This is a genomic window from Streptomyces sp. JK94 (genome assembly GCF_053613315.1).
Genome location: NZ_JBSICH010000026.1, coordinates 81655 through 103184 on the forward strand (window position 1 = coordinate 81655; position 21530 = coordinate 103184).

General features: G+C 72.7%; 14 protein-coding genes. 10 read left to right on the plus strand and 4 right to left on the minus strand.

Annotated features, from left to right (window positions below; genetic code table 11):
- Positions 1-189 precede the first annotated feature (189 nt).
- Positions 190-2355, minus strand: coding sequence for a RecQ family ATP-dependent DNA helicase (locus ACVV2G_RS23155; protein ID WP_453844664.1), 2166 nt, complete (start codon positions 2353-2355; stop codon positions 190-192).
- 142 nt (positions 2356-2497) lie between these two features.
- Between ACVV2G_RS23155 and ACVV2G_RS23160 the strand changes: the two genes are divergently transcribed.
- The 7 genes from ACVV2G_RS23160 to ACVV2G_RS23190 all read left to right on the plus strand — a co-directional run bounded on the left by ACVV2G_RS23160 (position 2498) and on the right by ACVV2G_RS23190 (position 13754).
- A complete protein-coding gene (locus ACVV2G_RS23160) occupies positions 2498-4054 on the plus strand; it encodes a DUF4192 domain-containing protein (RefSeq protein WP_453844665.1) in 1557 nt (518 codons plus the stop codon).
- A gap of 542 nt (positions 4055-4596) precedes the next feature.
- Positions 4597-6561, plus strand: a complete 1965-nt coding sequence (locus ACVV2G_RS23165) for a glycogen debranching N-terminal domain-containing protein (RefSeq protein ID WP_453844666.1) — start codon at positions 4597-4599, stop codon at positions 6559-6561.
- 130 nt (positions 6562-6691) lie between these two features.
- On the plus strand, positions 6692-7450 hold the full coding sequence (locus ACVV2G_RS23170; protein ID WP_453844667.1) for an NUDIX hydrolase: 759 nt from the start codon (positions 6692-6694) through the stop codon (positions 7448-7450).
- 120 nt (positions 7451-7570) lie between these two features.
- On the plus strand, positions 7571-9715 hold the full coding sequence (locus ACVV2G_RS23175) for an ABC transporter ATP-binding protein (RefSeq protein WP_453844668.1): 2145 nt from the start codon (positions 7571-7573) through the stop codon (positions 9713-9715).
- Positions 9716-9877: 162 nt separating this feature from the next.
- The gene (locus tag ACVV2G_RS23180) at positions 9878-10765 is read left to right on the plus strand and encodes a FadR/GntR family transcriptional regulator (protein ID WP_453844669.1); all 888 of its coding nucleotides are present in this window, start codon (positions 9878-9880) and stop codon (positions 10763-10765) included.
- Between the two features lie 426 nt (positions 10766-11191).
- A complete protein-coding gene (locus tag ACVV2G_RS23185; RefSeq protein WP_453844670.1) occupies positions 11192-12724 on the plus strand; it encodes an RNA polymerase sigma factor in 1533 nt (510 codons plus the stop codon).
- A gap of 172 nt (positions 12725-12896) precedes the next feature.
- Positions 12897-13754, plus strand: a complete 858-nt coding sequence (locus ACVV2G_RS23190; RefSeq protein WP_453844671.1) for a S1 family peptidase — start codon at positions 12897-12899, stop codon at positions 13752-13754.
- Positions 13755-13866: 112 nt separating this feature from the next.
- Here the strand turns inward: ACVV2G_RS23190 and ACVV2G_RS23195 are convergent, their stop codons facing one another.
- Complete coding sequence (locus ACVV2G_RS23195; protein WP_031035360.1) at positions 13867-14097, minus strand: DUF7455 domain-containing protein; 231 nt, start codon at positions 14095-14097, stop codon at positions 13867-13869.
- 440 nt (positions 14098-14537) lie between these two features.
- On the opposite strand from ACVV2G_RS23195, the gene ACVV2G_RS23200 reads away from it, so the two are divergent.
- The 3 genes from ACVV2G_RS23200 (at position 14538) to ACVV2G_RS23210 (ending at position 19060) form a co-directional block, all read left to right on the plus strand.
- Positions 14538-16661 (plus strand): DNA gyrase/topoisomerase IV subunit B, encoded by a 2124-nt coding sequence (locus ACVV2G_RS23200; RefSeq protein WP_453844672.1) that lies wholly within the window; start codon positions 14538-14540, stop codon positions 16659-16661.
- Between the two features lie 246 nt (positions 16662-16907).
- Positions 16908-17471, plus strand: a complete 564-nt coding sequence (locus tag ACVV2G_RS23205; protein WP_453844673.1) for a DUF485 domain-containing protein — start codon at positions 16908-16910, stop codon at positions 17469-17471.
- Positions 17468-19060 carry a solute symporter family protein gene (locus tag ACVV2G_RS23210; protein ID WP_453844674.1) on the plus strand — a complete coding sequence of 531 codons (1593 nt, stop codon included), beginning with the start codon at positions 17468-17470 and terminating at the stop codon, positions 19058-19060. The genes ACVV2G_RS23205 and ACVV2G_RS23210 overlap by 4 nt, the downstream gene beginning before the upstream one ends.
- A gap of 26 nt (positions 19061-19086) precedes the next feature.
- On the opposite strand, the gene ACVV2G_RS23215 is transcribed toward ACVV2G_RS23210, so the two are convergent.
- Together ACVV2G_RS23215 and ACVV2G_RS23220 are read right to left on the minus strand one after the other, a co-directional pair.
- Entirely contained in the window at positions 19087-19767 is a 681-nt protein-coding gene (locus tag ACVV2G_RS23215) for a response regulator (RefSeq protein ID WP_453844675.1), read from the minus strand.
- Positions 19764-21449, minus strand: coding sequence for a sensor histidine kinase (locus ACVV2G_RS23220; RefSeq protein WP_453844676.1), 1686 nt, complete (start codon positions 21447-21449; stop codon positions 19764-19766). The genes ACVV2G_RS23215 and ACVV2G_RS23220 overlap by 4 nt, the downstream gene beginning before the upstream one ends.
- Positions 21450-21530 lie beyond the last annotated feature (81 nt).

A 21530-nucleotide genomic window follows, 5' to 3' on the forward strand; every position in this document is an offset into this window, starting at 1 on the left:
CGTGCGGGGAGCGGACTTCGATTCTTCCTGTCGAACTTGGATGCGGCAACGAGCAAATGGGACCGACGACCGTTATCGGATGATAGGCGTCCTATATCCCTACCCAGAGTGCGGCAGGGTGACGCATGGGGTGCACCGCTCACGACCGCGCGGAGCCGCGGAGCGGGGGCACGGGCCTGCCACGGGCGATCATGTCTGCACGGCCAGGACCATGGGGAAGACCGCCTGCGCGCCCGCCCGCCGGAGCAGTCTGGCCGCCACCGCGAGGGTCCAGCCGGTCTCGGTGCAGTCGTCCACGAGGAGAACCGGCCCCCCGAGGCCGGTGAGCGTGGCGGCGAGCGCGGGGGGCACCGTGAGGGCGCCGTCGAGTGCCTTGAGCCGTTGTGCGCTGTTGCTGCGGGAAGCCCTGGGCGGCTCGCCCGTGTACTCGACGGAGCCGAGCACCGGCAGTCGGCCGACCTCGGCGATGCGTGCTCCGAGCGATCGGATCAGCTGGGGTCGGGTGTGTGAGGCGACGGTCACCACGCCGACGGGGCGCGGCGGGGCGCCGGACGCCCCCGAGGCCCAGCCGCCGGGCCCCTTCGCCCAGTCGGCCAGCACCCCCACGACGGCCTTGGCGACATCGTCCGGCACCGGGCCGTCCGGGGCCTGCGCCGAGAGCATCGGTCGCAGCCGGTTGCCCCAGCCGATGTCCGAGAGCCGGCCCAGCGCCCGTCCCGGCGCCGCCTGTTCCCCGGCCGGGATGCGGCCCTTCAGATCGACGCCGATCGCCGGCAGTCCGGTCGGCCACATGCGGCGCGGTTCCACCTCCACGCCGGCCCGGCCCAGGTCGACCCGTGCGGCGTCGAGGGCGTCGGCCGTGGTGTCCGCGGTGAAGCGCGGCCCCGCGCAGTTGTCGCAGTGGCCGCAGGGCTTGGCCCCCTCGTCGTCCAGCTGGCGTTGCAGGAACTCCATCCGGCAGTCCGTCGTCGAGGCGTAGTCGCGCATCGCCTGCTGCTCGGCCCTCCGCTGCCGCGCGACCCAGTCGTAGCGCTCCGCGTCGTACGTCCACGGCCGCCCCGTGGCGATCCAGCCGCCCTTGACCCGCTTGACCGCTCCGTCCACGTCGAGGACCTTGAGCATGGTCTCCAGGCGGGAGCGGCGCAACTCCACCAGGGGCTCCAGGGCGGGCAGCGAGAGGGGCCGCTCCGCGCGCGCCAGGATGTCGAGCGTACGGCGCACCAGATCTTCCGGCGGGAAGGCCAGCGAGGCGAAGTACTCCCAGATCGCCTCGTCCTCCTTGCCCGGCAGGAGGAGCACCTCGGCGTGCTCGACACCACGCCCGGCACGGCCGACCTGCTGGTAGTAGGCGATGGGGGAGGAGGGCGAGCCGAGGTGCACCACGAAGCCCAGGTCGGGCTTGTCGAAGCCCATGCCCAGCGCCGACGTGGCGACCAGTGCCTTGACCCGGTTGGCGAGCAGGTCGTCCTCGGCCTGCTGCCGGTCCGCGTTCTCGGTCTTGCCGGTGTAGGAGGCGACGGTGTGGCCACGGCGGCGCAGGAAGGCGGTGACCTCCTCCGCGGCGGCCACGGTGAGTGTGTAGATGATCCCGGAGCCCGGGAGCTGATGGAGGTGGTCGGCGAGCCAGCCCATCCGGTGCGCGGCGTCGGGCAGCCGCAGCACGCCCAGGCTGAGGCTTTCCCGGTCCAGCGGGCCGCGCAGCACCAGCGCGTCCGACGTGCCGCCGGTGCCGAGCTGCTCCGCCACGTCGGCGGTCACGCGCGCGTTGGCGGTGGCCGTGGTGGCCAGGACCGGCACGCCGGGCGGGAGGTCGGTGAGCATCGTGCGCAGCCGTCGGTAGTCCGGGCGGAAGTCGTGGCCCCAGTCGGAGATGCAGTGTGCCTCGTCCACCACGAGCAGCCCGGTCGCTGCGGAGAGTCTGGGCAGTACCTGATCGCGGAAGTCGGGATTGTTGAGCCGCTCGGGGCTGACCAGCAGCACGTCGACCCCGCCCGCGGCGATCTCGTCCTGCACCGCGTCCCACTCCTCGGTGTTGGAGGAGTTGATGGTCCGGGCGCGGATACCGGCCCGGGCCGCGGCCTCCACCTGGTTGCGCATCAGCGCGAGCAGCGGGGAGACGATCACGGTGGGCCCGGCGCCGCGTTCACGCAGCAGGGCGGTCGCCACGAAGTAGACCGCGGACTTGCCCCACCCCGTGCGCTGGACGACCAGGGCCCGGCGCCGGTCGGCGACCAGCGCCTCGATCGCCCGCCACTGGTCCTCCCGCAGCCGGGCGGTCCCGGATGAGTCCCCGACGAGGCGGGCGAGGACCGAGTCGGCCGCTGCCCGGAGATCCGCGTTGCTCGTGTGCTCCATGCGTTCCATACAACAGGACGGGACCGACAGACGGGCGGCGGGGCGGGACGATGCCGTCAACGGAGCGCTTGAATGACGTGGACCTGATGGGAGTTGTCCACAGGGCAAAGCGGAATATTCGGATCCGCGAGATCGTCGGGCCATGACGAACCACAGCGAGACCACTGGATCCTCCGAGAACGGCGACCTCCCGGGCCCCGTGCAGCCGGGCCGGGCGGCCCGCACCCGGTTCGACGGTCCCGGTGACGAGCACCAGGTCACCCTGCGCACCCCCGCCGAACTGGCCGATGCCCTGCCGTACCTGCTCGGGTACCGCCCCGAGGACAGCATCGTCCTGGCCGCCCTCCGCGACAGGGACGGGCAGGGCCGCTTCGGCGGCCGGGCCCGGCTCGGCATTCCCGCGAACACGGAGGACTGGGCCGGCGCGGCCGGTCAGCTGGCTCAAGGCCTGGTGACCGGCAGCGAGCGCCGAGGCGTGCGTCCCGAGCAGATGGTCGCCTACCTCTGCCAGGAACCGGCGCCGGGCGAGACCGGACGGCAGGTGATGGAGCGACTGCGGCCCCTGGCCCAGCGGCTGCGCGTCGAGTGCGGCGTCCTCGACGTGCCGGTGGTCGAGGCGCTGTGCATCTCGGCGGGGCGCTTCTGGTCGTACTGCTGCGACGACGAGGCCTGCTGTCCGTCCGCGGGCATCCCCATGGGACTGCCGGGTACGTCGGTACTGGCCGCGGCGGCCACCTACGCGGGCATCCAGGTGCGCGGCTCGCTGAGTGACCTGCGGGCCAGGCTGCTCCCCCGGGAGAGCGCCGCGGCCGGCGAACAGGAGGCCGCGCTGGACGCGGCCGCCGTGCCGCTGGTCTCCCGGATCCTCGACGACACCGGCCGCTCGGAGGTGGCCGAGGAGACGCTGGACCTGGCGCGTCGGGTCATGCGACGCCTCGACCTGGCCCGGGCCGTGTCGGGCATTCCCGCCGAGGACCTGCGTGACGACCAGCTGCTGGGGAACGACGAGGCGGCGGCGCTCATCCTCGGCCTCCAGGACCGTACGACACGTGACCGCGCGGCCCAGTGGATGGAGGGCGGCGAGGCGGCCCCCGCACTGCGCCTCTGGAGGGCCTTGGCCCGCCGCTGTGTCGGTTCGTACGGTGAGCACGCGGCCGCGCCCCTCACCCTCGCGGGGTGGGTCGCCTGGTCCACCGGTGACGAGCTGGAGGCCCGGGAGGCGTTGGCCATGGCACTCGGCGCAGACCGCGACTACCTCTTCGCCCGGCTCCTGCACCAGGCGTGCAACGAGGGCCTCGACCCGGAATCGGTCCGCCGCTGCCTGCGTGCCGAGCGCGAGAACCTCGGGGACACGGAAGGCGAGACCCCGGACGACGACGGACAGGCCGACGGGCCCGTGCGCCGCGAACGCACCGGTTCCCCGGCCACCGTGCCGGCCCCACCCGGCCGTCGGCGCCGCACCCGCGCCGGCGTTTCGGCCGACGGAGTCCGCCGCCGTGCGGGGACACAGGGGCGTGAGCCGGGCGTGAACCCGGCGCGTCCGCGTACTTCGGCGGCTGGTGAGCGCCCAGGAAGGGCGCGGACGGGCCGCACGCCTTCGCGCACCTCGGGGAAGGAGGGAGCGGGCCGGAAGGAAGCCTGCCCGGGCGGAGCGCGTTCAGGGGAGCGCGGGACGGAAGGGAACGGCGAGCGGCTGTGAAGGGGCGCTCGGCGACTCCCGGCACTCACCGGGCGAGGGCGGGCGGTTCCGTTCACTTCGAGCAGCAGCATTCGTCCACCGGTTCGGCCGGCCCGCGCCGAGTCCGGAGGGGGCGTCAGGAAGGCGGTCCGCGTTGCGCACCGTCACCTGGCGGGCCGTCACGGCGCGGGCGTGACCCGGAGGACACCCGATCCGTTCACCTGAGTGGCGGAACGGCCGGGCCGGCCGGGGCACCGCGTCGCACCCCGTCCGTCCGGTCGACCTGCCGTACGGCGCCGTTGGGCCCGAGGCGCACCGAGTACAGAGGGAGCCTTCCCGTGCACCGACCGACTCCGTCCGCCGCAGTCACTCACACCGCTGCTCTCCGCCGCTGGACCACTCCGCCGCTTCCCGCCCAGCCCACGGCGTCCGCCGGAAGAAGCGGCCCGGGGCAGAGCCGGAACCCGGACCCGCCGACGGCCCGGCCCGAACCGGCGCCTGCCCTGCCGTCGTCATGGCCTCCCGGGGCGCAGCCGGCCGCTCCGCGGAGCGCACCGCCTGCGATGTCCCCCCACCGCCTGGGAGACCTGCCCTCCCACCACGTGACGATGACCGCGGTGGCCCTCCCGGGCCTCGTGATTTCCACGGAACAAGGGCAGCTGACCGGCCTGGGGCTGGAGGGCTTCTACCGCGCGGGCCGACGCCTGCTCTCCCGCTGCCGCCTCCGCGTGGCCGGGCGAGAACCACTGCCGTTGCGGGCCCGGAGGGCAGGAGCCGACCGGGTCCTGTTCGCGGGCACGCTCCGGACGTCGTCCGCTCCGGGGCCGGACCCGGACGTGCTGGTCGAGCGGGCCCGTCACGCCGACGGCACCGAGTGGATCACCCTGCGCAGTTGGGCCACCCGTCCGCTGCGCCTGCCCGTCGAGGTGGCTCTCGGTACGGACATGGCCGACCTGGGGTCGATCGCCGCAGGCGGCGCGGGCCCCGACCTGCCGGCCGGCGTTCACGGCTCCGGCCTGCGCTGGTCCTGCCCGGCGGGCACCGCATCGGTCACGGCCGTCCCACCGCCGGACGAGGCGCTGGCCTCCGCCGGGCTGCTGCGGTGGGAGTGCGTACTGCCTCCGGGCGGCAGCACGACCATCGAACTGCGTGTGCGGCCGGACGGCGCGGGTCCGGTCCGGCCGGTGGGGCGCACGGCGGCCGATCCGCTGGCCCCCGCACACGCCACCGGTGACGACCCCGCGGCCACCGCCCTGCTGCGCACCAGCATCGAGGACCTCCGTGCCCTCCTGCTGCGTGATCCCGCGCATCCCGCCGACGTCCATCTCGCGGCCGGTGTCCCCTGGCGCTGCGGCCCGGCCCCCGCCGAGGCGCTCTCGGCCGCCCGGATGACGCTGCCTCTCGGCACCCGCCTGGCCGCGGGCACACTGCGCATCCTGGCCCGCACCCAGCGACGCGGCTCCGGTCCGGGGTGCGGCCTGATCCCCGGACCGAGACGCGACACCGGCCCCCACCTGCCACCGGGCTGTACCGGCACGGAGGCGACCCTGCTCTTCCCCGTGCTCCTCGCGGAGGCCCGCCGCTGGGGGCTCGGCGATCAGGAGGCACGGCAACTGCTGCCCGCGGCCGAACGGTGCCTGACCTGGCTGCTGGCCACCACCGGGGACGGCACGTACGTGCGCGACCCGTACCCCGGCGGCCCCGCTCGCTGCGAGACCCAGGCCCACGCGCACCGCGCCGCCCTGCTCGGCGCCGAGCTGCTCGACGCCTTCGGCAGACCGGGCGCCGACGCGCTGCGGCAGTGGGCCCAGCGGCTGCGCGAGGCGTTCCGGCGGGACTTCTGGATCGACGACCCGGCAGGCGGAAGGCCCGCGGCGGCCCGCACCCCGGACGGGCGGCCCTTGCCGCAGCTGACCGCGGCCGCCGTCCATCTCCTCGACACCGGACTGCTCGGTGCAGGCACCACGGCCCCGGGGCTGCTCGACCCCACGCGGACCGGCCGGCTCGCCCGGCTGCTGGGCAGCCCGGTCATGGACTCCGGTTGGGGACTGCGCGGCCTGGCCGTGAACGACACCCGATACAACCCCTTCGGGCACCGTGCCGGTGCGGTACGCGTCCAGGAGACGGCGATCGCGGTGGCGGGGCTGGCCGCCGCCGGTCACGAGAACGAGGCGAGTTCGCTGCTGCGCGGTGTACTGACCGCTGCCGGCGCGTTCGGGCACCGGTTGCCCGAGATGTACGTGGGGGAGCAACGCACCGACGCGAGTGCTCCGCTGCCGCATCCAGCGGCCTGCCGTCCCGCCGCCACCGCGGCCGCCGCCGGAGTGATGCTGCTGACCACGCTCGTGGGCATCCGCCCCGACGCCCCGGCCGCGACCGTCACCCTGCGTCCCCTGCGCTGTGCTCCCCTGGGAGAGCTGGGGCTGACGGGGCTGAGGGTCGCCGGGGAGCCGTTCTCGGTACGGGTCAGCCGGCTCGGCATGGCCATGGTCGAAGAGGCCGCCGACGGCCTACGGCTAGGAGCGTGACGTGGCACGACGCGCTTCCGCACAGCGGCGGGGGCGGGCGGTGGGGCACACGTCCGACGGAAGTGGAGCGGCCGCCGGTGCGGTCGGCGAAGGACGTGTTTATCGTCAGGCAGACGACTATGATCGCCGCATGCCCTACGACCCGTCAGCCTTCCCGCCCTTCGCCGTGACTGTGGACCTGGTCGTGCTGACCGTGCGCCACCACTCCCTGTGCGCGCTGGCGGTGCGCAGGGGGGAAACGCCGTTTCAGGGCCGCTGGGCCCTGCCCGGTGGTTTCGTGCGGGCCGACGAGAACCTGGCGCAGGCGGCGGCGAGGGAACTGGCCGAGGAGACGGGGCTGTGCGTCCACGACCCCGCCGCGCCCACCCAGGACAACGGTGCCCACCTGGAGCAGCTCGCGACGTACGGCGACCCCGAGCGGGATCCCCGGATGCGCGTGGTCAGTGTCGCCCACCTCGCGCTCGCTCCCGACCTGCCCGCACCGCGGGCGGGCGGTGACGCCAGCAACGCGCGCTGGGCGCCGGTCGAGGAGCTGCTGGAGCAGGCGGGGTACGGTCGCGACGGCGAGCCCGTGGCGCCGCTCGCCTTCGACCACACCCAGATCCTGGCGGACGGGGTGGAACGAGCCCGGTCCAAAATCGAGTACTCGTCGCTGGCCACCGCGTTCTGCCCGCCCGAGTTCACCGTCGGAGAGCTGCGCCGCGTCTACGAGGCGGTGTGGGGTGTGGCGCTCGACCCGCGCAACTTCCACCGCAAGGTGACGGGCACCCCGGGCTTTCTCGTCCCCACCGGCGGGACGACCACCCGCCAGGGCGGCCGTCCCGCCCAGCTTTTCCGGGCCGGTGGCGCGACCCTGCTCAACCCTCCGATGCTGCGCCCCGAGGTGTGAGGCCGAGCCCGGACGGGGCCCCGGGGTGAAGGGCGAGCAGGAAGCCGGCAGACCCCTCGCCCGTACCGGGAGGCCCAGCGATACCCGAAAAACAGGTCATAACAGGCTATCTTGCTGCGGGTGATCCAGGCCTTCGGACTGACCAGCACCCCCCGCAAGGACCTTGCGCCCGCCGTCGACGACGTCTCCCTAGAGGCGCGCGCGGGACGTGTCACCGCACTGCTCGGAGCGCCGGGCGCAGGCAAGACGACGGCGCTCAGACTTATGCTGGAGCTCGAACGCGGCCGTGGCCTCACCCATTTCAGAGGCCGCCCCCTGCACCGCATCGCCCACCCCGCACGCGAGGTCGGCGTACTGCTGGGAGACGTGCCGGGGCACCCGGCCCGCACGGTCCGGGGCCATCTCCGCATGCTGTGCGCGGCGGCCGGTGAGCCCGCCCGGCGGGCCGACGACGTGATGGAGGCGTTCGGACTCGCGAGCCTGCGCGACGAACGCCTCGGCACCCTGTCCCGTGGCATGGACCGACGCCTCGGACTGGCCTGCGCCCTCCTTCCCGACCCGCACACCCTGGTGCTCGACGACCCCGCCGGCGCGCTCTGCGCCCGCGACGCCCACTGGCTCCACGACACGCTGCGCGCCCACGCCGCCCACGGCGGCACCGTGCTGTTCGGCACGGCGGACACCAAGGAGGCCGCGCGGGTCGCAGACCACGTCGTCACGCTGGACCAGGGCCGGGTCGTCGCCGACCAGACGGCGGCGGACTTCTCCCGTACGCGTCTGCGTCCCCGCGTCGCCGTCCGCAGCCCGCACGCCGCCCGTCTCGCCTCCGTCCTGGCCAAGGAGGCGCGGGAGTCCCGCCGTTCCGTCGAGGTCGTACGAGAAGGCGGCAACCGCCTCGCGGTGTACGGCAGTACGTGTGCCGGTATCGGTGACACCGCGTTCCGTCACGGCATCCTCGTACACCAACTGGCCGACGAGGTCGGAGACATGGGACCCGGTGCGGGCACGGCACCGGTCGCCCCGAAGGCCCGGCTTCTCGCCGGCCGCGCTCGGCCACTGACCGGCGGCCCCGGCGGCACCGCCGAGGAGCCGTCCCCCCGTGCCGACGCGCCCGGGTCACGGCCGGCCGACGGACGGCCGGTGGCGGACGCCGAGGCGCTGCCCGTGACCCCGGGTGCCGGGCGCTCTCCCGCCGCTCCCGAGCCCCTGCGCCGAGCCCCCGGACCGCCCTCCACCGGTTCGCACCCGCCGGCCGGGGCCGTGCAGCCTCCCGTCACCGGCCTCCAGCCCGCCGGCAGTGCCGGGCAGACGCCCCCGGTCGCCGGCGGCGACGCCGACGCGCCGGACCGCCCCTCCGCCCCCGGGCCCCACCGCACGCCACCGGAACGCGCCGCCCAGTGGCCCGCACCGCGCCCCAGGGCCACCCTCACCCCCGCCGCGGTCACCGCCCGCGAGGCGGTGTCCTCGCTGCCGCCCCCCATCTCCGTCCGCTCCGCCCCCAGCCCGCTCCGCCCGCTCCGGTACGAACTCCGGCGTGCGGTCGGCATCAGCACGGCGTTCGTGACCGCCGCCGTCGTGCTCGTCGCGTCCGCCGTCACCGCGGTGGTCCTGGCCCGCATCGGGCACACCCCGCAGCCGCGTCTCCTGGCCGCCTGGCCCCGGGAGCTGCCCCTGCCGCCCGCGGCGCTCGGCGCGGGGCTGCTCGGGGCACTCGCCTTCGGTGACGAGTTCCGCCACCCCGCTCTGGCGGCGGACCGCGGCACCGTGCCCCGCCGGATGGGGCTGCTGGCCGCCAAACTCCTCGTCTCCGCGGTCACCGCGCTGGTGCTGGCCGTCCTGACGGTGGCCTGCGACGCAGAGGTCCTCCACCTGCTCTACGGACAGGAGATCGGCCGGGTCCCCGCCGACTGGCCCGCACTGGGTGCGGGTTGGCTCGGGCTCGTCGTCGGATGCGCCTGGTCCGGCCTGCTCGCCGCGGGCGTCTTCCGGTCCACCACGGCCGGACTCGCCGCGGTGGTCGCCGTTCCCGTCCTCGTCGTACCGCTCGTACAAGAGGTCTGGGAGGGACCGTCCGTGCGGGCCGCTGCCGGCCTCCCGATGCGGATCCGTGAGTCCCTCCTGACGACGTGGCCGTTCGGCGGTGAGCGGTACGTGGCCGAGGTGCTGAGCGTGATCGTCCAACCCGTGGGCAGTGCCCTGACGTTGTCGCTGACCTCGCTGCTCTGCGCCTATCTGCTCATGACCGTCCGCAGCAGAGCCCGCTGACGTCCGTCACGCCCGGCCCGGTCCGACCCTGTGCGCAACTCCCCGGGGTGCGCCCGTTTCTTTCCGATAAGGCGTCAATTGCGACGGGGTGAGCGATCACCCTTTCGTGTGCTTTTCACCAAAGACCTCAAGGGAGTTGGAGAGGGCGCCGACAAAGGATGCGTGACTACCCTTGCGCACTCCATGATGACCGCCGCCCGTTCCGCCGACTCCGGCCTCGCGAACCCGGGCGACCTCGACCGCTACCCGTACCCCGAGACGCCCCCCGTCGACCGCGTCGGGATGTCCGCCTGGGACGGAGCCGAGCCCGAGCTGGGCCGCATGGGCAGGCGTGCCGGGGGCAGCCGGGGCCGCGGACTGCACGGGCAACTCGTTCAGCAGCTGGGTCAGATGATCGTTTCGGGCGACCTGGGCGCCGACCGCCCGCTGGTGCCCGAGGAGATCGGCCAGCGTTTCGAGGTGTCCCGCACCGTGGTCCGCGAGTCCCTCCGGGTCCTGGAGGCCAAGGGGCTGGTCAGCGCCCGTCCGAACGTCGGTACGCGAGTGCGTCCCGTCAGTGACTGGAACCTCCTCGACCCGGACATCATCGAGTGGCGTGCCTTCGGCCCACAGCGCGACAACCAGCGCCGCGAGCTCAGTGAGCTGCGCTGGACGATCGAGCCGCTCGCCGCACGCCTCGCCGCCGGGCACGGACGCGAGGAGGTCCAGCAGCGTCTGTCCGACATGGTCGGCATCATGGGTCACGCCATGGGACAGGGCGACGCGCTCACCTTCTCGCGTGCCGACGCCGAGTTCCACGGGCTCCTCATCCAGGTCGCGGGCAACCGCATGCTGGACCACCTCTCCGGGATCGTCTCCGCGGCCCTCCACGTCTCCGGCGGCCCGGTCACGTCCTGCGACCGCCCGAACGACGTCACGCTGGCGCAGCACGGCAGGATCATCGACGCCCTCGCCACGGGGGACGGGGCGGCGGCCGAGGCGGCCATGCGCCAGCTCCTGACCGTCCACCCCGAGGTGGAGCGCGTGGTGCCCGCCCCCCGCGAGCACTGATCGCGTTCCACCGGAACGGCGCGGACCGGACACGCCGGACCCCTCCTACGGCAGTGGCCGGCCGCCTCGCCGCCACCGCGGACCCCGTGGAATCGTTCCTGATTCCACGGGGTCCGACGGTGTGATGAGAGGCTGGGCATCCTCGGATGGCCGGATTGTGTTCACTCTTGACCTTGTTCCTCCGCTTCTGACCGGTTTTGGATGATTACGGGGTGTGACTCGGGCCACGCGGATTGGGCGTAACGCTCGCGGGAACAACGCGATGACCTAAGAGGTGACAGCCGCGGAGGGAATACGGACGCCGTTCACGGCGCTGTGCATCTCCCGGCCCGCCCGCGCCGTCGGCCCATTCCCAAGCCGGTGGTCGGCTCCTGTCCGTCACGGACGGGGCCGGAAGCCGTTTTCCAACGTTCCGAGAGGTTGTTCGTGTCGGCCAGCACATCCCGTACGCTCCCGCCGGAGATCGCCGAGTCCGTCTCTGTCATGGCGCTCATTGAGCGGGGAAAGGCTGAGGGGCAGATCGCCGGCGACGACGTGCGTCGGGCCTTCGAAGCTGACCAGATTCCGGCCACTCAGTGGAAGAACGTACTGCGCAGCCTCAACCAGATCCTCGAGGAAGAGGGTGTGACGCTGATGGTCAGTGCCGCGGAGCCCAAGCGCACCCGTAAGAGCGTCGCAGCGAAGAGTCCCGCCAAGCGCACCGCCACCAAGGCGGTCGCGGCGAAGCCGGTGACCAGCAGGAAGGCCGCCGCCCCCGCCGTCCCGGCGTCGCCCGCCCCCGACCCGGCCGGCGAGGAAGAGACGACCGCCAAGAAGGCGGCGGCGAAGAAGGCCACCGCCAAGAAGACGGTGGCCAAGAAGACGACCGCCAAGAAGACGGCGGCGAAGAAGACCACTGCCAAGAAGGAGGACGGCGAGCTCCTCGAGGACGAGGCGATCGAGGAGCCGAAGGCCGCGACCGAGGAGCCCGAGGGCACCGAGAACGCGGGCTTCGTGCTGTCCGACGACGACGAGGACGACGCGCCGGCCCAGCAGGTCGCCGCGGCCGGCGCCACCGCCGACCCGGTCAAGGACTACCTCAAGCAGATCGGCAAGGTTCCCCTGCTCAACGCCGAGCAGGAGGTCGAACTCGCCAAGCGCATCGAGGCCGGCCTGTTCGCCGAGGACAAGCTCGCCAACGCCGACAAGCTCGCCCCCAAGCTCAAGCGCGAGCTGGAGATCATCGCCGAGGACGGCCGCCGCGCCAAGAACCACCTCCTGGAGGCCAACCTCCGCCTGGTGGTCTCCCTGGCCAAGCGCTACACCGGCCGCGGCATGCTCTTCCTGGACCTCATCCAGGAGGGCAACCTCGGTCTGATCCGCGCGGTGGAGAAGTTCGACTACACCAAGGGCTACAAGTTCTCCACGTACGCCACCTGGTGGATCCGGCAGGCGATCACCCGCGCGATGGCCGACCAGGCCCGCACCATCCGCATTCCGGTGCACATGGTCGAGGTCATCAACAAGCTCGCGCGCGTGCAGCGCCAGATGCTCCAGGACCTGGGCCGCGAGCCCACCCCGGAGGAGCTGGCCAAGGAACTCGACATGACCCCGGAGAAGGTCATCGAGGTCCAGAAGTACGGTCGCGAGCCCATCTCGCTGCACACGCCGCTGGGCGAGGACGGCGACAGCGAGTTCGGTGACCTCATCGAGGACTCCGAGGCGGTCGTCCCGGCCGACGCGGTCAGCTTCACCCTGCTCCAGGAGCAGCTGCACTCCGTCCTCGACACCCTGTCCGAGCGTGAGGCGGGCGTCGTCTCCATGCGTTTCGGTCTCACCGACGGTCAGCCGAAGACCCTCGACGAGATCGGCAAGGTGTACGGCGTCACGCGCGAGCGCATTCGCCAGATCGAGTCGAAGACCATGTCGAAGCTGCGTCACCCGTCGCGCTCGCAGGTGCTGCGCGACTACCTCGACTAGACCGCGGCCCTACGAGGACTCGATCGCGGCCCTACGAGCGACCAGGCCCGGTTCCGCCACAGGTGGGGGACCGGGCCTCCGCGTTGACCGGGGTGCTTCGCGTCCGGGTGCGCGGTACGGCGTGCTGGATCACTCTGGGTGTCCCATGACCACCCAGGAGTGAGGAGCCTGCATGCGACGCCTCTTTGCCCGGGCGCTGGCCCGGCCGCTGGTCCTGGCGGCCGCGGCCACCGCGATACCGCTGGTGTCCACTGCCCCCGCGTCCGCCGACAGCATCGTCGTCGGGGGCTTTCCGGTCGAAGCGTCCGACAGCCCGTGGGCCGTCGCCCTGTCCAGTCGTGACCGGTTCGGAGGTACGCGGGCGGGACAGTTCTGCGGGGGAGTGGCCGTCGGCAGCACCACCGTGCTCACGGCGGCGCACTGCCTGGAGGAGAAGGTGCTGGGCTCACCGCCCGAGCAGGTGCGCGACCTGAGAGTCATCGCCGGCCGGACCGACCTGCTGTCGGCCCAGGGGCACGAGATCCCCGTCCGCGAGGTCTGGGTGAATCCTGGGCACGACGACGTCAGCAACGAAGGGGATTTCGCGGTGATCACCCTTTCCCAGGCCCTGCCCGCCGGCTCGGCCCTGGGGATGGCCGCCGAGGGTGACCCCGCGTACGAGCCGGAGACGGCTGCGCTCGTCTACGGGTGGGGGGACACCTCGGGTGCGGGTGACTACGCGAACGGCCTCCGGGCGGCCCGGGTGCGCGTGCTCCCCGACACGCTGTGCGCGCGGGCGTACCCGGGGAGCGGCGACGGACTCTACGTCGCCGGGACCATGCTCTGCGCCGGTGAGGACATCGGTGGTCCCGACGCCTGCCAGGGGGACAGCGGCGGGCCGCTGGTCGCCCGCGGGAGGCTCATCGGCCTCGTGTCCTGGGGGGACGGCTGCGGACGCCCGGGCAGCCCCGGGGTCTACACGCGCGTCTCCGCCGTGCTGCGGGCGCTGGGATGGGACGACGCCGCCACACGGCAGCGCGAGGGCGTCTGACGGCCCCTGAGGGGTCCGCCGGGTACGAGCACGGGCGGCCGCCTCTGTCCAGCAGAGGCGGCCGCCCGTTTCTCGGCCTGGGCCGAGCCGGCTCGTCGTCGGGCGCGTAGCGTCAGCGCTCTTCCTCGGCGGAAGATTCCGGAACGGCCGTGAGCCGCTCCGTCTCGTCCTGTATCTCAGCGGCGATCTTCTTGAGTTCCGGCTCGAACTTGCGCCCGTGATGGGCGCAGAAGAGCAGTTCTCCGCCGCTCAGCAGGACGACGCGCAGGTATGCCTGAGCGCCGCAGCGGTCGCACCGATCAGCGGCCGTCAGCGGGCTTGCGGAAGTCAGAACAGTAGTCACGTCGCCTCTTCTCTAGCTCGACGAGCTGTCGTACCAGGGTCAACATCCAACCAGCCCCAAAACGTTCCCGCTCGTGGCTTTTCCTCGAAAAAACTTTCCGAGGGGCAGGCTGTTGCCGGTTGGCGGCGAATGTGCCGTATTGCGTGTCTGTGTGTCGTACGGGTTCGCGCAGTCGGTCAGTGTCGGTCCCGCCGGCTGGGTTGCCGGTTTGTTCATGAGGACGTGCCCGGAGCCTAAATGGTTCATGCCTCGAAGGGAACGTGATGTGTACTTCACCCCATCGAGGGATCGAACAGGTATACGACGCTGGACTAAGGTGTGTTCGCGACGAGGGTGGCGTTACAAGGGCTCTACCAGGCCTCGGTACCCTCTGACCGGTGAACCGAGCCGCGCCCTTACCCAGCGGGGCCCCATCTGAAATTCAGCGAGGAGCGAACCGCGTGACCGCCGAGACATCCGTGCCGTCCACTGCGCTGCTGGCAGGAGCAGACCGGGACGGATCCAATTACACCGCGCGGCACCTGCTCGTCCTCGAGGGGCTCGAGGCCGTGCGCAAGCGTCCGGGCATGTACATCGGATCGACCGACAGCCGTGGCCTGATGCACTGCCTGTGGGAGATCATCGACAACTCGGTCGACGAGGCCCTCGGAGGCTACTGCGACCACATCGAGGTGATCCTCCACGACGACGCCTCGGTGGAGGTCCGGGACAACGGCCGGGGCATCCCGGTCGACGTCGAACCGAAGACCGGCCTGTCCGGTGTCGAGGTCGTCATGACCAAGCTGCACGCCGGCGGCAAGTTCGGCGGCGGCTCGTACGCGGCCTCGGGCGGCCTGCACGGAGTGGGCGCCTCCGTGGTGAACGCCCTGTCCAGCCGGCTGGACATCGAGGTGGACCGCGGGGGGCACACGCACGCCATCAGCTTCCGGCGCGGAGTGCCGGGCGCGTTCACGGGGGCGGGCTCGGACGCCGGGTTCGAGGCCGGGAGCGGACTGCGCAAGGCCAGGAAGATCCCCAAGGCTCGCAGCGGCACGCGCGTGCGGTACTGGGCCGACCGCCAGATCTTCCTCAAGGACGCCAAGCTCTCCCTGGACCACCTGCACCAGCGCGCCCGTCAGACCGCGTTCCTGGTGCCCGGGCTGACCATCGTCGTGCGCGACGAGTTCGGTCTGGGGGACGGGGGCAGCAAGGGCGAGGAGTCCTTCCGCTTCGACGGCGGCATCAGCGAGTTCTGCGAGTTCCTGGCCAGTGACAGGCCCGTCTGCGACATCCTCCGCTTCAGCGGGCAGGGCAGCTTCAAGGAGACGGTCCCGGTCCTGGACGAGCACGGGCAGATGACCCCCACCGAGGTCACCCGGGACCTCGGCGTCGACGTCGCGATGCGCTGGGGCACCGGTTACGACACCACCCTCAAGTCGTTCGTCAACATCATCGCCACCCCCAAGGGCGGCACGCATGTCGCGGGCTTCGAGCAGGCGGTGGCCAAGACGATGAACGAGGCGCTGCGGACCAAGAAGCTGCTGCGCGTCGCCGAGGACGACATCGTCAAGGACGACGCCCTGGAGGGCCTCACTGCGGTCGTGACGGTCCGCCTGGCCGAGCCGCAGTTCGAGGGGCAGACCAAGGAGGTGCTCGGCACCTCCGCGGCCCGCCGCATCGTGAACAACGTCATCAGCAAGGAACTCAAGGCGTTCCTGACCTCCACGAAGCGTGACGCCGCCCAGCAGGCCCGCGTCGTCATGGAGAAGGCCGTCGCCGCGGCCCGGACCCGCATCGCCGCCCGCCAGCACAAGGACGCCCAGCGCCGCAAGACGGCCCTGGAGTCCTCCTCGCTGCCCGCGAAGCTCGCCGACTGCCGCAGCGACGACGTCGACCGCAGCGAGCTGTTCATCGTCGAGGGCGACTCCGCGCTGGGTACGGCGAAGCTCGCGCGGAACTCCGAGTTCCAGGCGCTGCTGCCGATCCGGGGCAAGATCCTCAACGTACAGAAGTCGTCCGTGACCGACATGCTCAAGAACGCCGAGTGCGGCGCGATCATCCAGGTCATAGGAGCGGGGTCCGGCCGTACCTTCGACATCGACGCGGCCCGGTACGGCAAGATCATCATGATGACCGACGCCGATGTGGACGGTTCCCACATCCGCACGCTGCTGCTGACCCTGTTCCACCGCTACATGCGGCCCATGGTGGAGGCGGGCCGGGTCTTCGCCGCGGTGCCGCCGCTGCACCGCGTCGAGCTCGTCCAGCCGAAGAAGGGCCAGGACAAGTACGTCTACACGTACTCGGACCGGGAGCTGCGCGACACGCTCATGGAGTTCCAGAGCAAGGGCGTGCGGTACAAGGACTCCATCCAGCGCTACAAGGGTCTGGGCGAGATGGACGCCGACCAGCTGGCGGAGACGACCATGGACCCCCGGCGCCGCACCCTGCGCCGGATCAACCTGACCGATCTGGACTCCGCAGAGCAGGTCTTCGACCTGCTGATGGGCAACGACGTCGCGCCCCGCAAGGAGTTCATCTCCAGCTCGGCGGCGACCCTGGACCGGTCGCGCATCGACGCGTGACCGTGTGTGGCCGGTGGCCGGTGGCCGGTGGCCGGTGACCGGTGACCTGGACCCGGGCCCGGTTTGCGGTACGCGGCCGGGTTCGCCGTACGGTGCCCGGCCGCCTGGTGCGGGTCCGATTCCGTCCGCGGCGCGTTACGCGCAGGCGAAGGGGACCGTGCGACCACCAGGGGGCGCGTCACCTGATGGGGTGAAGTGCCGGGGGAAGAAGAGTCGGCGCTCTTCCCGTTCTGTCCATCCTTGGGCATGCAGTCAAGCAACGATCGCCTCCGCGGTGCCGGGGGTGGTCCCGAGAGCGCGGTGGACCACCGCGACGCCCTGGACCGGCCGGCCCGCGAAAGGTTCCCGGGTCCGGGGTACGACGACCCGTGGTACGACGCCCTCGCCTCCGGCTGGGGTGAGTCGTCCGACGCCCGGGATGCCGAGGGGGCGCTGCCTCCGATGCGCCGGGAACCGGCGCAGGAGCCGCCCCGGGCCGCGGCCGACGTGTACCTGGAGGTCCAGCGCAGTGCGGCCTTCCAGGAGGTCCGCAACCGCTACCGGCGGTTCGTGGTGCCGGCGGTCGCCGCCTTCCTCGGGTGGTACGCCGTCTACGTGGTGGCCGCCACGACGGCGCCCGCGCTGATGGCCCGGCCCGTGGCCGGGGCGGTGAACGTGGCGATGCTCGCCGGGCTCGGGCAGTTCCTCACCACGTTCCTGCTCACCTGGGCCTACGCCCGGCACGCGCGGCTGCGCAGGGACCGGGCCGCGCTGGAACTGCGCTGGGACACCCAGGAGCTGACGCGCGGAGTGCGAGGAGGGGCGTCGTGACGGAAGACCACCAGACCCTGGCGCTCTTCCTGTTCAGCGCGTTCGTCGCCGTCACGCTGGCGATCACCACCTGGGTGAGCCGCAACCGGCACGGCTCGGCGGAGGAGTTCTACGCGGGCGGCCGGCTGTTCTCCCCCATGGAGAATGGTTTTGCCATCGCCGGTGACTACATGTCCGCCGCCTCCTTCCTCGGCATCTCCGGGCTCATCGCGCTCCACGGCTACGACGGCATGCTGTACTCGGTGGGCTTCCTGGTCGCCTGGCTCGTCGTCCTGTTCCTCGTCGCCGAACTGGTGCGCAACTGCGGGAGGTTCACGCTCGCCGACGTCGTGGCGGCACGCATGCGTGAGCGGCCGGTACGGATGGCGGCGGGGACCTCGTCGGTCACCGTGTCCGTCCTGTACCTGGTGGCGCAGATGGTGGGCGCGGGCAGCCTGGTCGCGCTGCTGCTCGGCGGTACGACCGATGCGGCGCGGACCTGGACGGTCATCGGTGTCGGCGCCCTCATGGTGATCTACGTGTCGCTGGGAGGGATGCGGGCCACCACCTGGATCCAGATCGTGAAGGCGGTGCTGCTGCTCGGCGGCACCGTGGCACTGACCTCACTGGTCCTGGTGCGCTTCCACGGCGACTTCGACCGGCTGCTGCGCACGGCGGCCGAGCGCAGCGGTCACGGTGAGGCGTTCCTGGCGCCGGGGCTGGCGTACGGCGGGGACTGGACCTCACGCTTCGACTTCATCAGCCTGGGACTCGCCCTGGTGCTGGGCACGGCCGGGCTGCCGCACATCCTGTCCCGCTTCTACACCGTGCCCACCGCCCGGGCGGCGCGGCGGTCCGTCGTCTGGGCGATCGGGCTCATCGGCGGCTTCTACCTGATGACGATCGTGCTCGGGTTCGGCGCGGCCGCCCTGGTCGGGCCGGACGCCGTACGAGCGTCGAACGCCGCGGGGAACACGGCGGTGCCGCTGCTGGCCCTGGACCTGGGCGGCGGCGCGGGCTCCACCGGGGGGACGGTGCTGTTCGCGGTCGTCGCCGCCATCGCGTTCGCCACCATCCTGGCGGTGGTCGCGGGCATCACCCTGGCCTCCTCGGCCTCCGTGGCCCACGACCTGTACGCGTCCCTGCGGCGCCGCCGCGCCGAGCCGCGCAGCGAGGTCGCCGTCGCGCGAGTCGCCGCCGTCGGGATCGGCGCCGTCGCGATCGCACTCGGTCTGCTCGCCCGCGACCTGAACGTCGCGTTCCTGGTGGGCCTCGCCTTCGCCGTCGCGGCGTCCGCGAACCTGCCCGTGCTGCTCTACTCGCTGTTCTGGCGCGGGTTCACCACGCGCGGCGCTGTGTGGGCCGTCTACGGCGGCCTCGTCCCGGCCGTGCTTCTCGTGCTGCTGTCCCCGGTGGTGTCGGGCAGCCCGCAGTCGCTGCTCCCGGGCGTCGACTTCCAGTACTTCCCGCTGCAGAACCCCGGCCTGGTCTCGGTCCCGCTGGGCTTTCTCGCGGGCTGGCTGGGCACGGTCACCTCGCCCGAGGTGGCGGACGAGGCCAAGCACGCCGAGACGGAGGTCCGGTCACTGACCGGGGCGGGGGCCGTGTAGGGGACGGCGGCGCCCGGCCCGGTTCCTCACGTACGGGTCGCCCACGTGTAGCGGTGCTCCGGGCGGCCCGCGTCCCCGTACCTGAGGGTCAGCGTGGCCCGCCCCGTGCGCTCCAGCAGCTTCAGGTAGCGCTGCGCCGTCTGGCGGCTCACCCCGGTGCGGTCGGCGATCTCCTGGGCGGAGAGCGCACCGTCGGCCTGCATCAGGCACCGGCGCACGAGCTCGGCGGTGGTGGGCGAGTGCCCCTTGGGCAGTCCGGGCTCCGTCGGCGCCGACAAGGCGCCGAAGATGCGGTCGACCTCCGCCTGCTCCGCCTCACCGCCACCGTCGAGGGTGCGCCGCAGCTCCGCGTACGCCTCCAGCTTGGCGCGGAGCCCCGCGAAGGCGAACGGCTTGACCAGGTACTGCAGGGCGCCCTGGCGCATCGCCGCCTGGACGGTCGAGACGTCCCGCGCCGCCGTCACCATGATCACGTCGGTCTGGTGGCCCCGTCGCCGCATCTCCTGGACCACCTCCAGACCGGTTCCGTCCGGCAGGTAGTGGTCCAGCAGCACCAGATCCACGCGGGGCAGCACCTCCACACCGCGCAGCGCCTCCATCGCGCTGTGCGCCTGGCCGGCGACGTGGAAGCCCGGCACCTTCCCGACGTACGCGGCGTTCACCCGCGCGACCCGCGTGTCGTCGTCCACGACCAGGACCTCGATCATCGGGCCTCCTCCTCGACGGCGGTGTTCGCGGGAACGGTGTCCGCGGGGGCGGTGAGGGCGGGCGCCGGCTCCGGCTCGGCCAGCGCCTCGGGCAGGACGACGACGAACTCCGCGCCCCCGCCGTACGCCGCGCCGACGGTGGCGCTGCCGCCCTGCCGCTCGGCCAGTCTGCGCACCAGCGACAGTCCGATGCCGCGCTGCCGGTGCGCCGGCCGCTCCTTGGTGGACCAGCCCGCCGTGAACACCAGCTCCCGGTGTTCCGCCGGGACCCCGGGCCCCGTGTCGCGCACCGTGAGCGTGACGGCGCGCCCCTGGGCACGCAGTTCGGCCTCCACGCGCGCGTGCGGCGTCCCCGCGGCGGCGTCGAGCGCGTTGTCGACCAGGTTGCCGACGATGGTCACCAGCCCTCCGGGGTCGACCAGACGGTCCGGCAGCCGCGTCCGGTCGGACACCCACAGGGCGACTCCCCGTTCGGCCGCGACGGTCGCCTTGCCGACCAGCAGGGCGGCCAGGAGCGGGTCCCGGATCCTCTCGGTGATCTGCTCCGCGGTGACCCTGTGATCACCCACGACCTCACCGACGAACTCCACGGCGTCGTCGTACATCTCCAGTTCGAGCAGCCCGAGCAGGGTGTGCATGCGGTTGGCGTGTTCGTGGTCCTGGGCGCGGAGGGCGTCGATCAGGCCACGCGTCGAGTCCAGCTCCCGGCCGAGCTGCTCCAGCTCGGTGCGGTCGCGCAGGGTGGCCACGGCACCGCCGTCGCCGGTCGGCATCCGGTTGGCGACCAGCACCCGCTGGCCGCGGACGGTGAGCAGGTCGGTGCCGGTCACCCGGCCGGCCAGGACGTCGGCCGTGCGGCCCGCGCCGAGTGCCTCCTCGGGGGAGCGGCCGACGGCCTCGGTGCCGATGCCCAGCAGGCGCTGCGCCTCGTCGTTGAGGAGACGGACCAGACCGCCGCGGTCCAGGGCGACGACACCCTCCCGGATGCCGTGCAGCATGGCCTCCCGCTCCGCGAGCAGCCCCGCGATGTCCGAGAAGGCCAGGTCCCGGGTCTGCCGCTGCACCCGGCGCGAGATGAGCCAGGCGGCCAGCGCGCCGACGGCCAGCGCGCCCCCGGCGTACGCCAACAGGCCGGGAATGGCGTGGACCAGCCTGGCCCGGACGCTGTCGTACGCGATGCCGACCGAAACCGCTCCGACGACGGCGCCGTCGCCGTCGCGCAACGGCACCTTGCCGCGCGCGGAGCGGCCGAGCGTTCCGTCGTCGATCTCCATGACCTCGCGGCCCGCCAGGGCCTGCCCGGGGTCGGTGGAGACGACCTGGCCGATCCGCTGCGGGTCGGTGTGCGACCAGCGCACGCCCTGCCGGTCCATCACGACGACGTACTCCGCCCTGGTGGCCTTCCTGATGCGCTCCGCCTCCCGTTGCACCGGGCCGTTCGGAGCCGGCCGGGTGGTGCGCAGCTCCTGCACCACCTGCCGCTGCTGCGCGGTGGTCTGCGCGATCGCGAGCGCCCGGCGCATCGCCTGGTCGTCCAGCTGATCACCGAGGGGAGCCAGGAACAGCCCGGTCGCGAGTACGGCGACTCCCGCGGCGATCGCCAGCTGCATCAGCAGGACCTGGGAGAACACCCGCCGCGGCAGGCCGAGGCGCAGGCGGCGCGCGGGGGGAGTGGGGCTCATGCCCAAGACGGTACGTGGGAGGAGGAGGCGGCATGCCGTGGAGGGGTGTGGCGCGTATCTCGTGATCGCCACCGGCGGCGG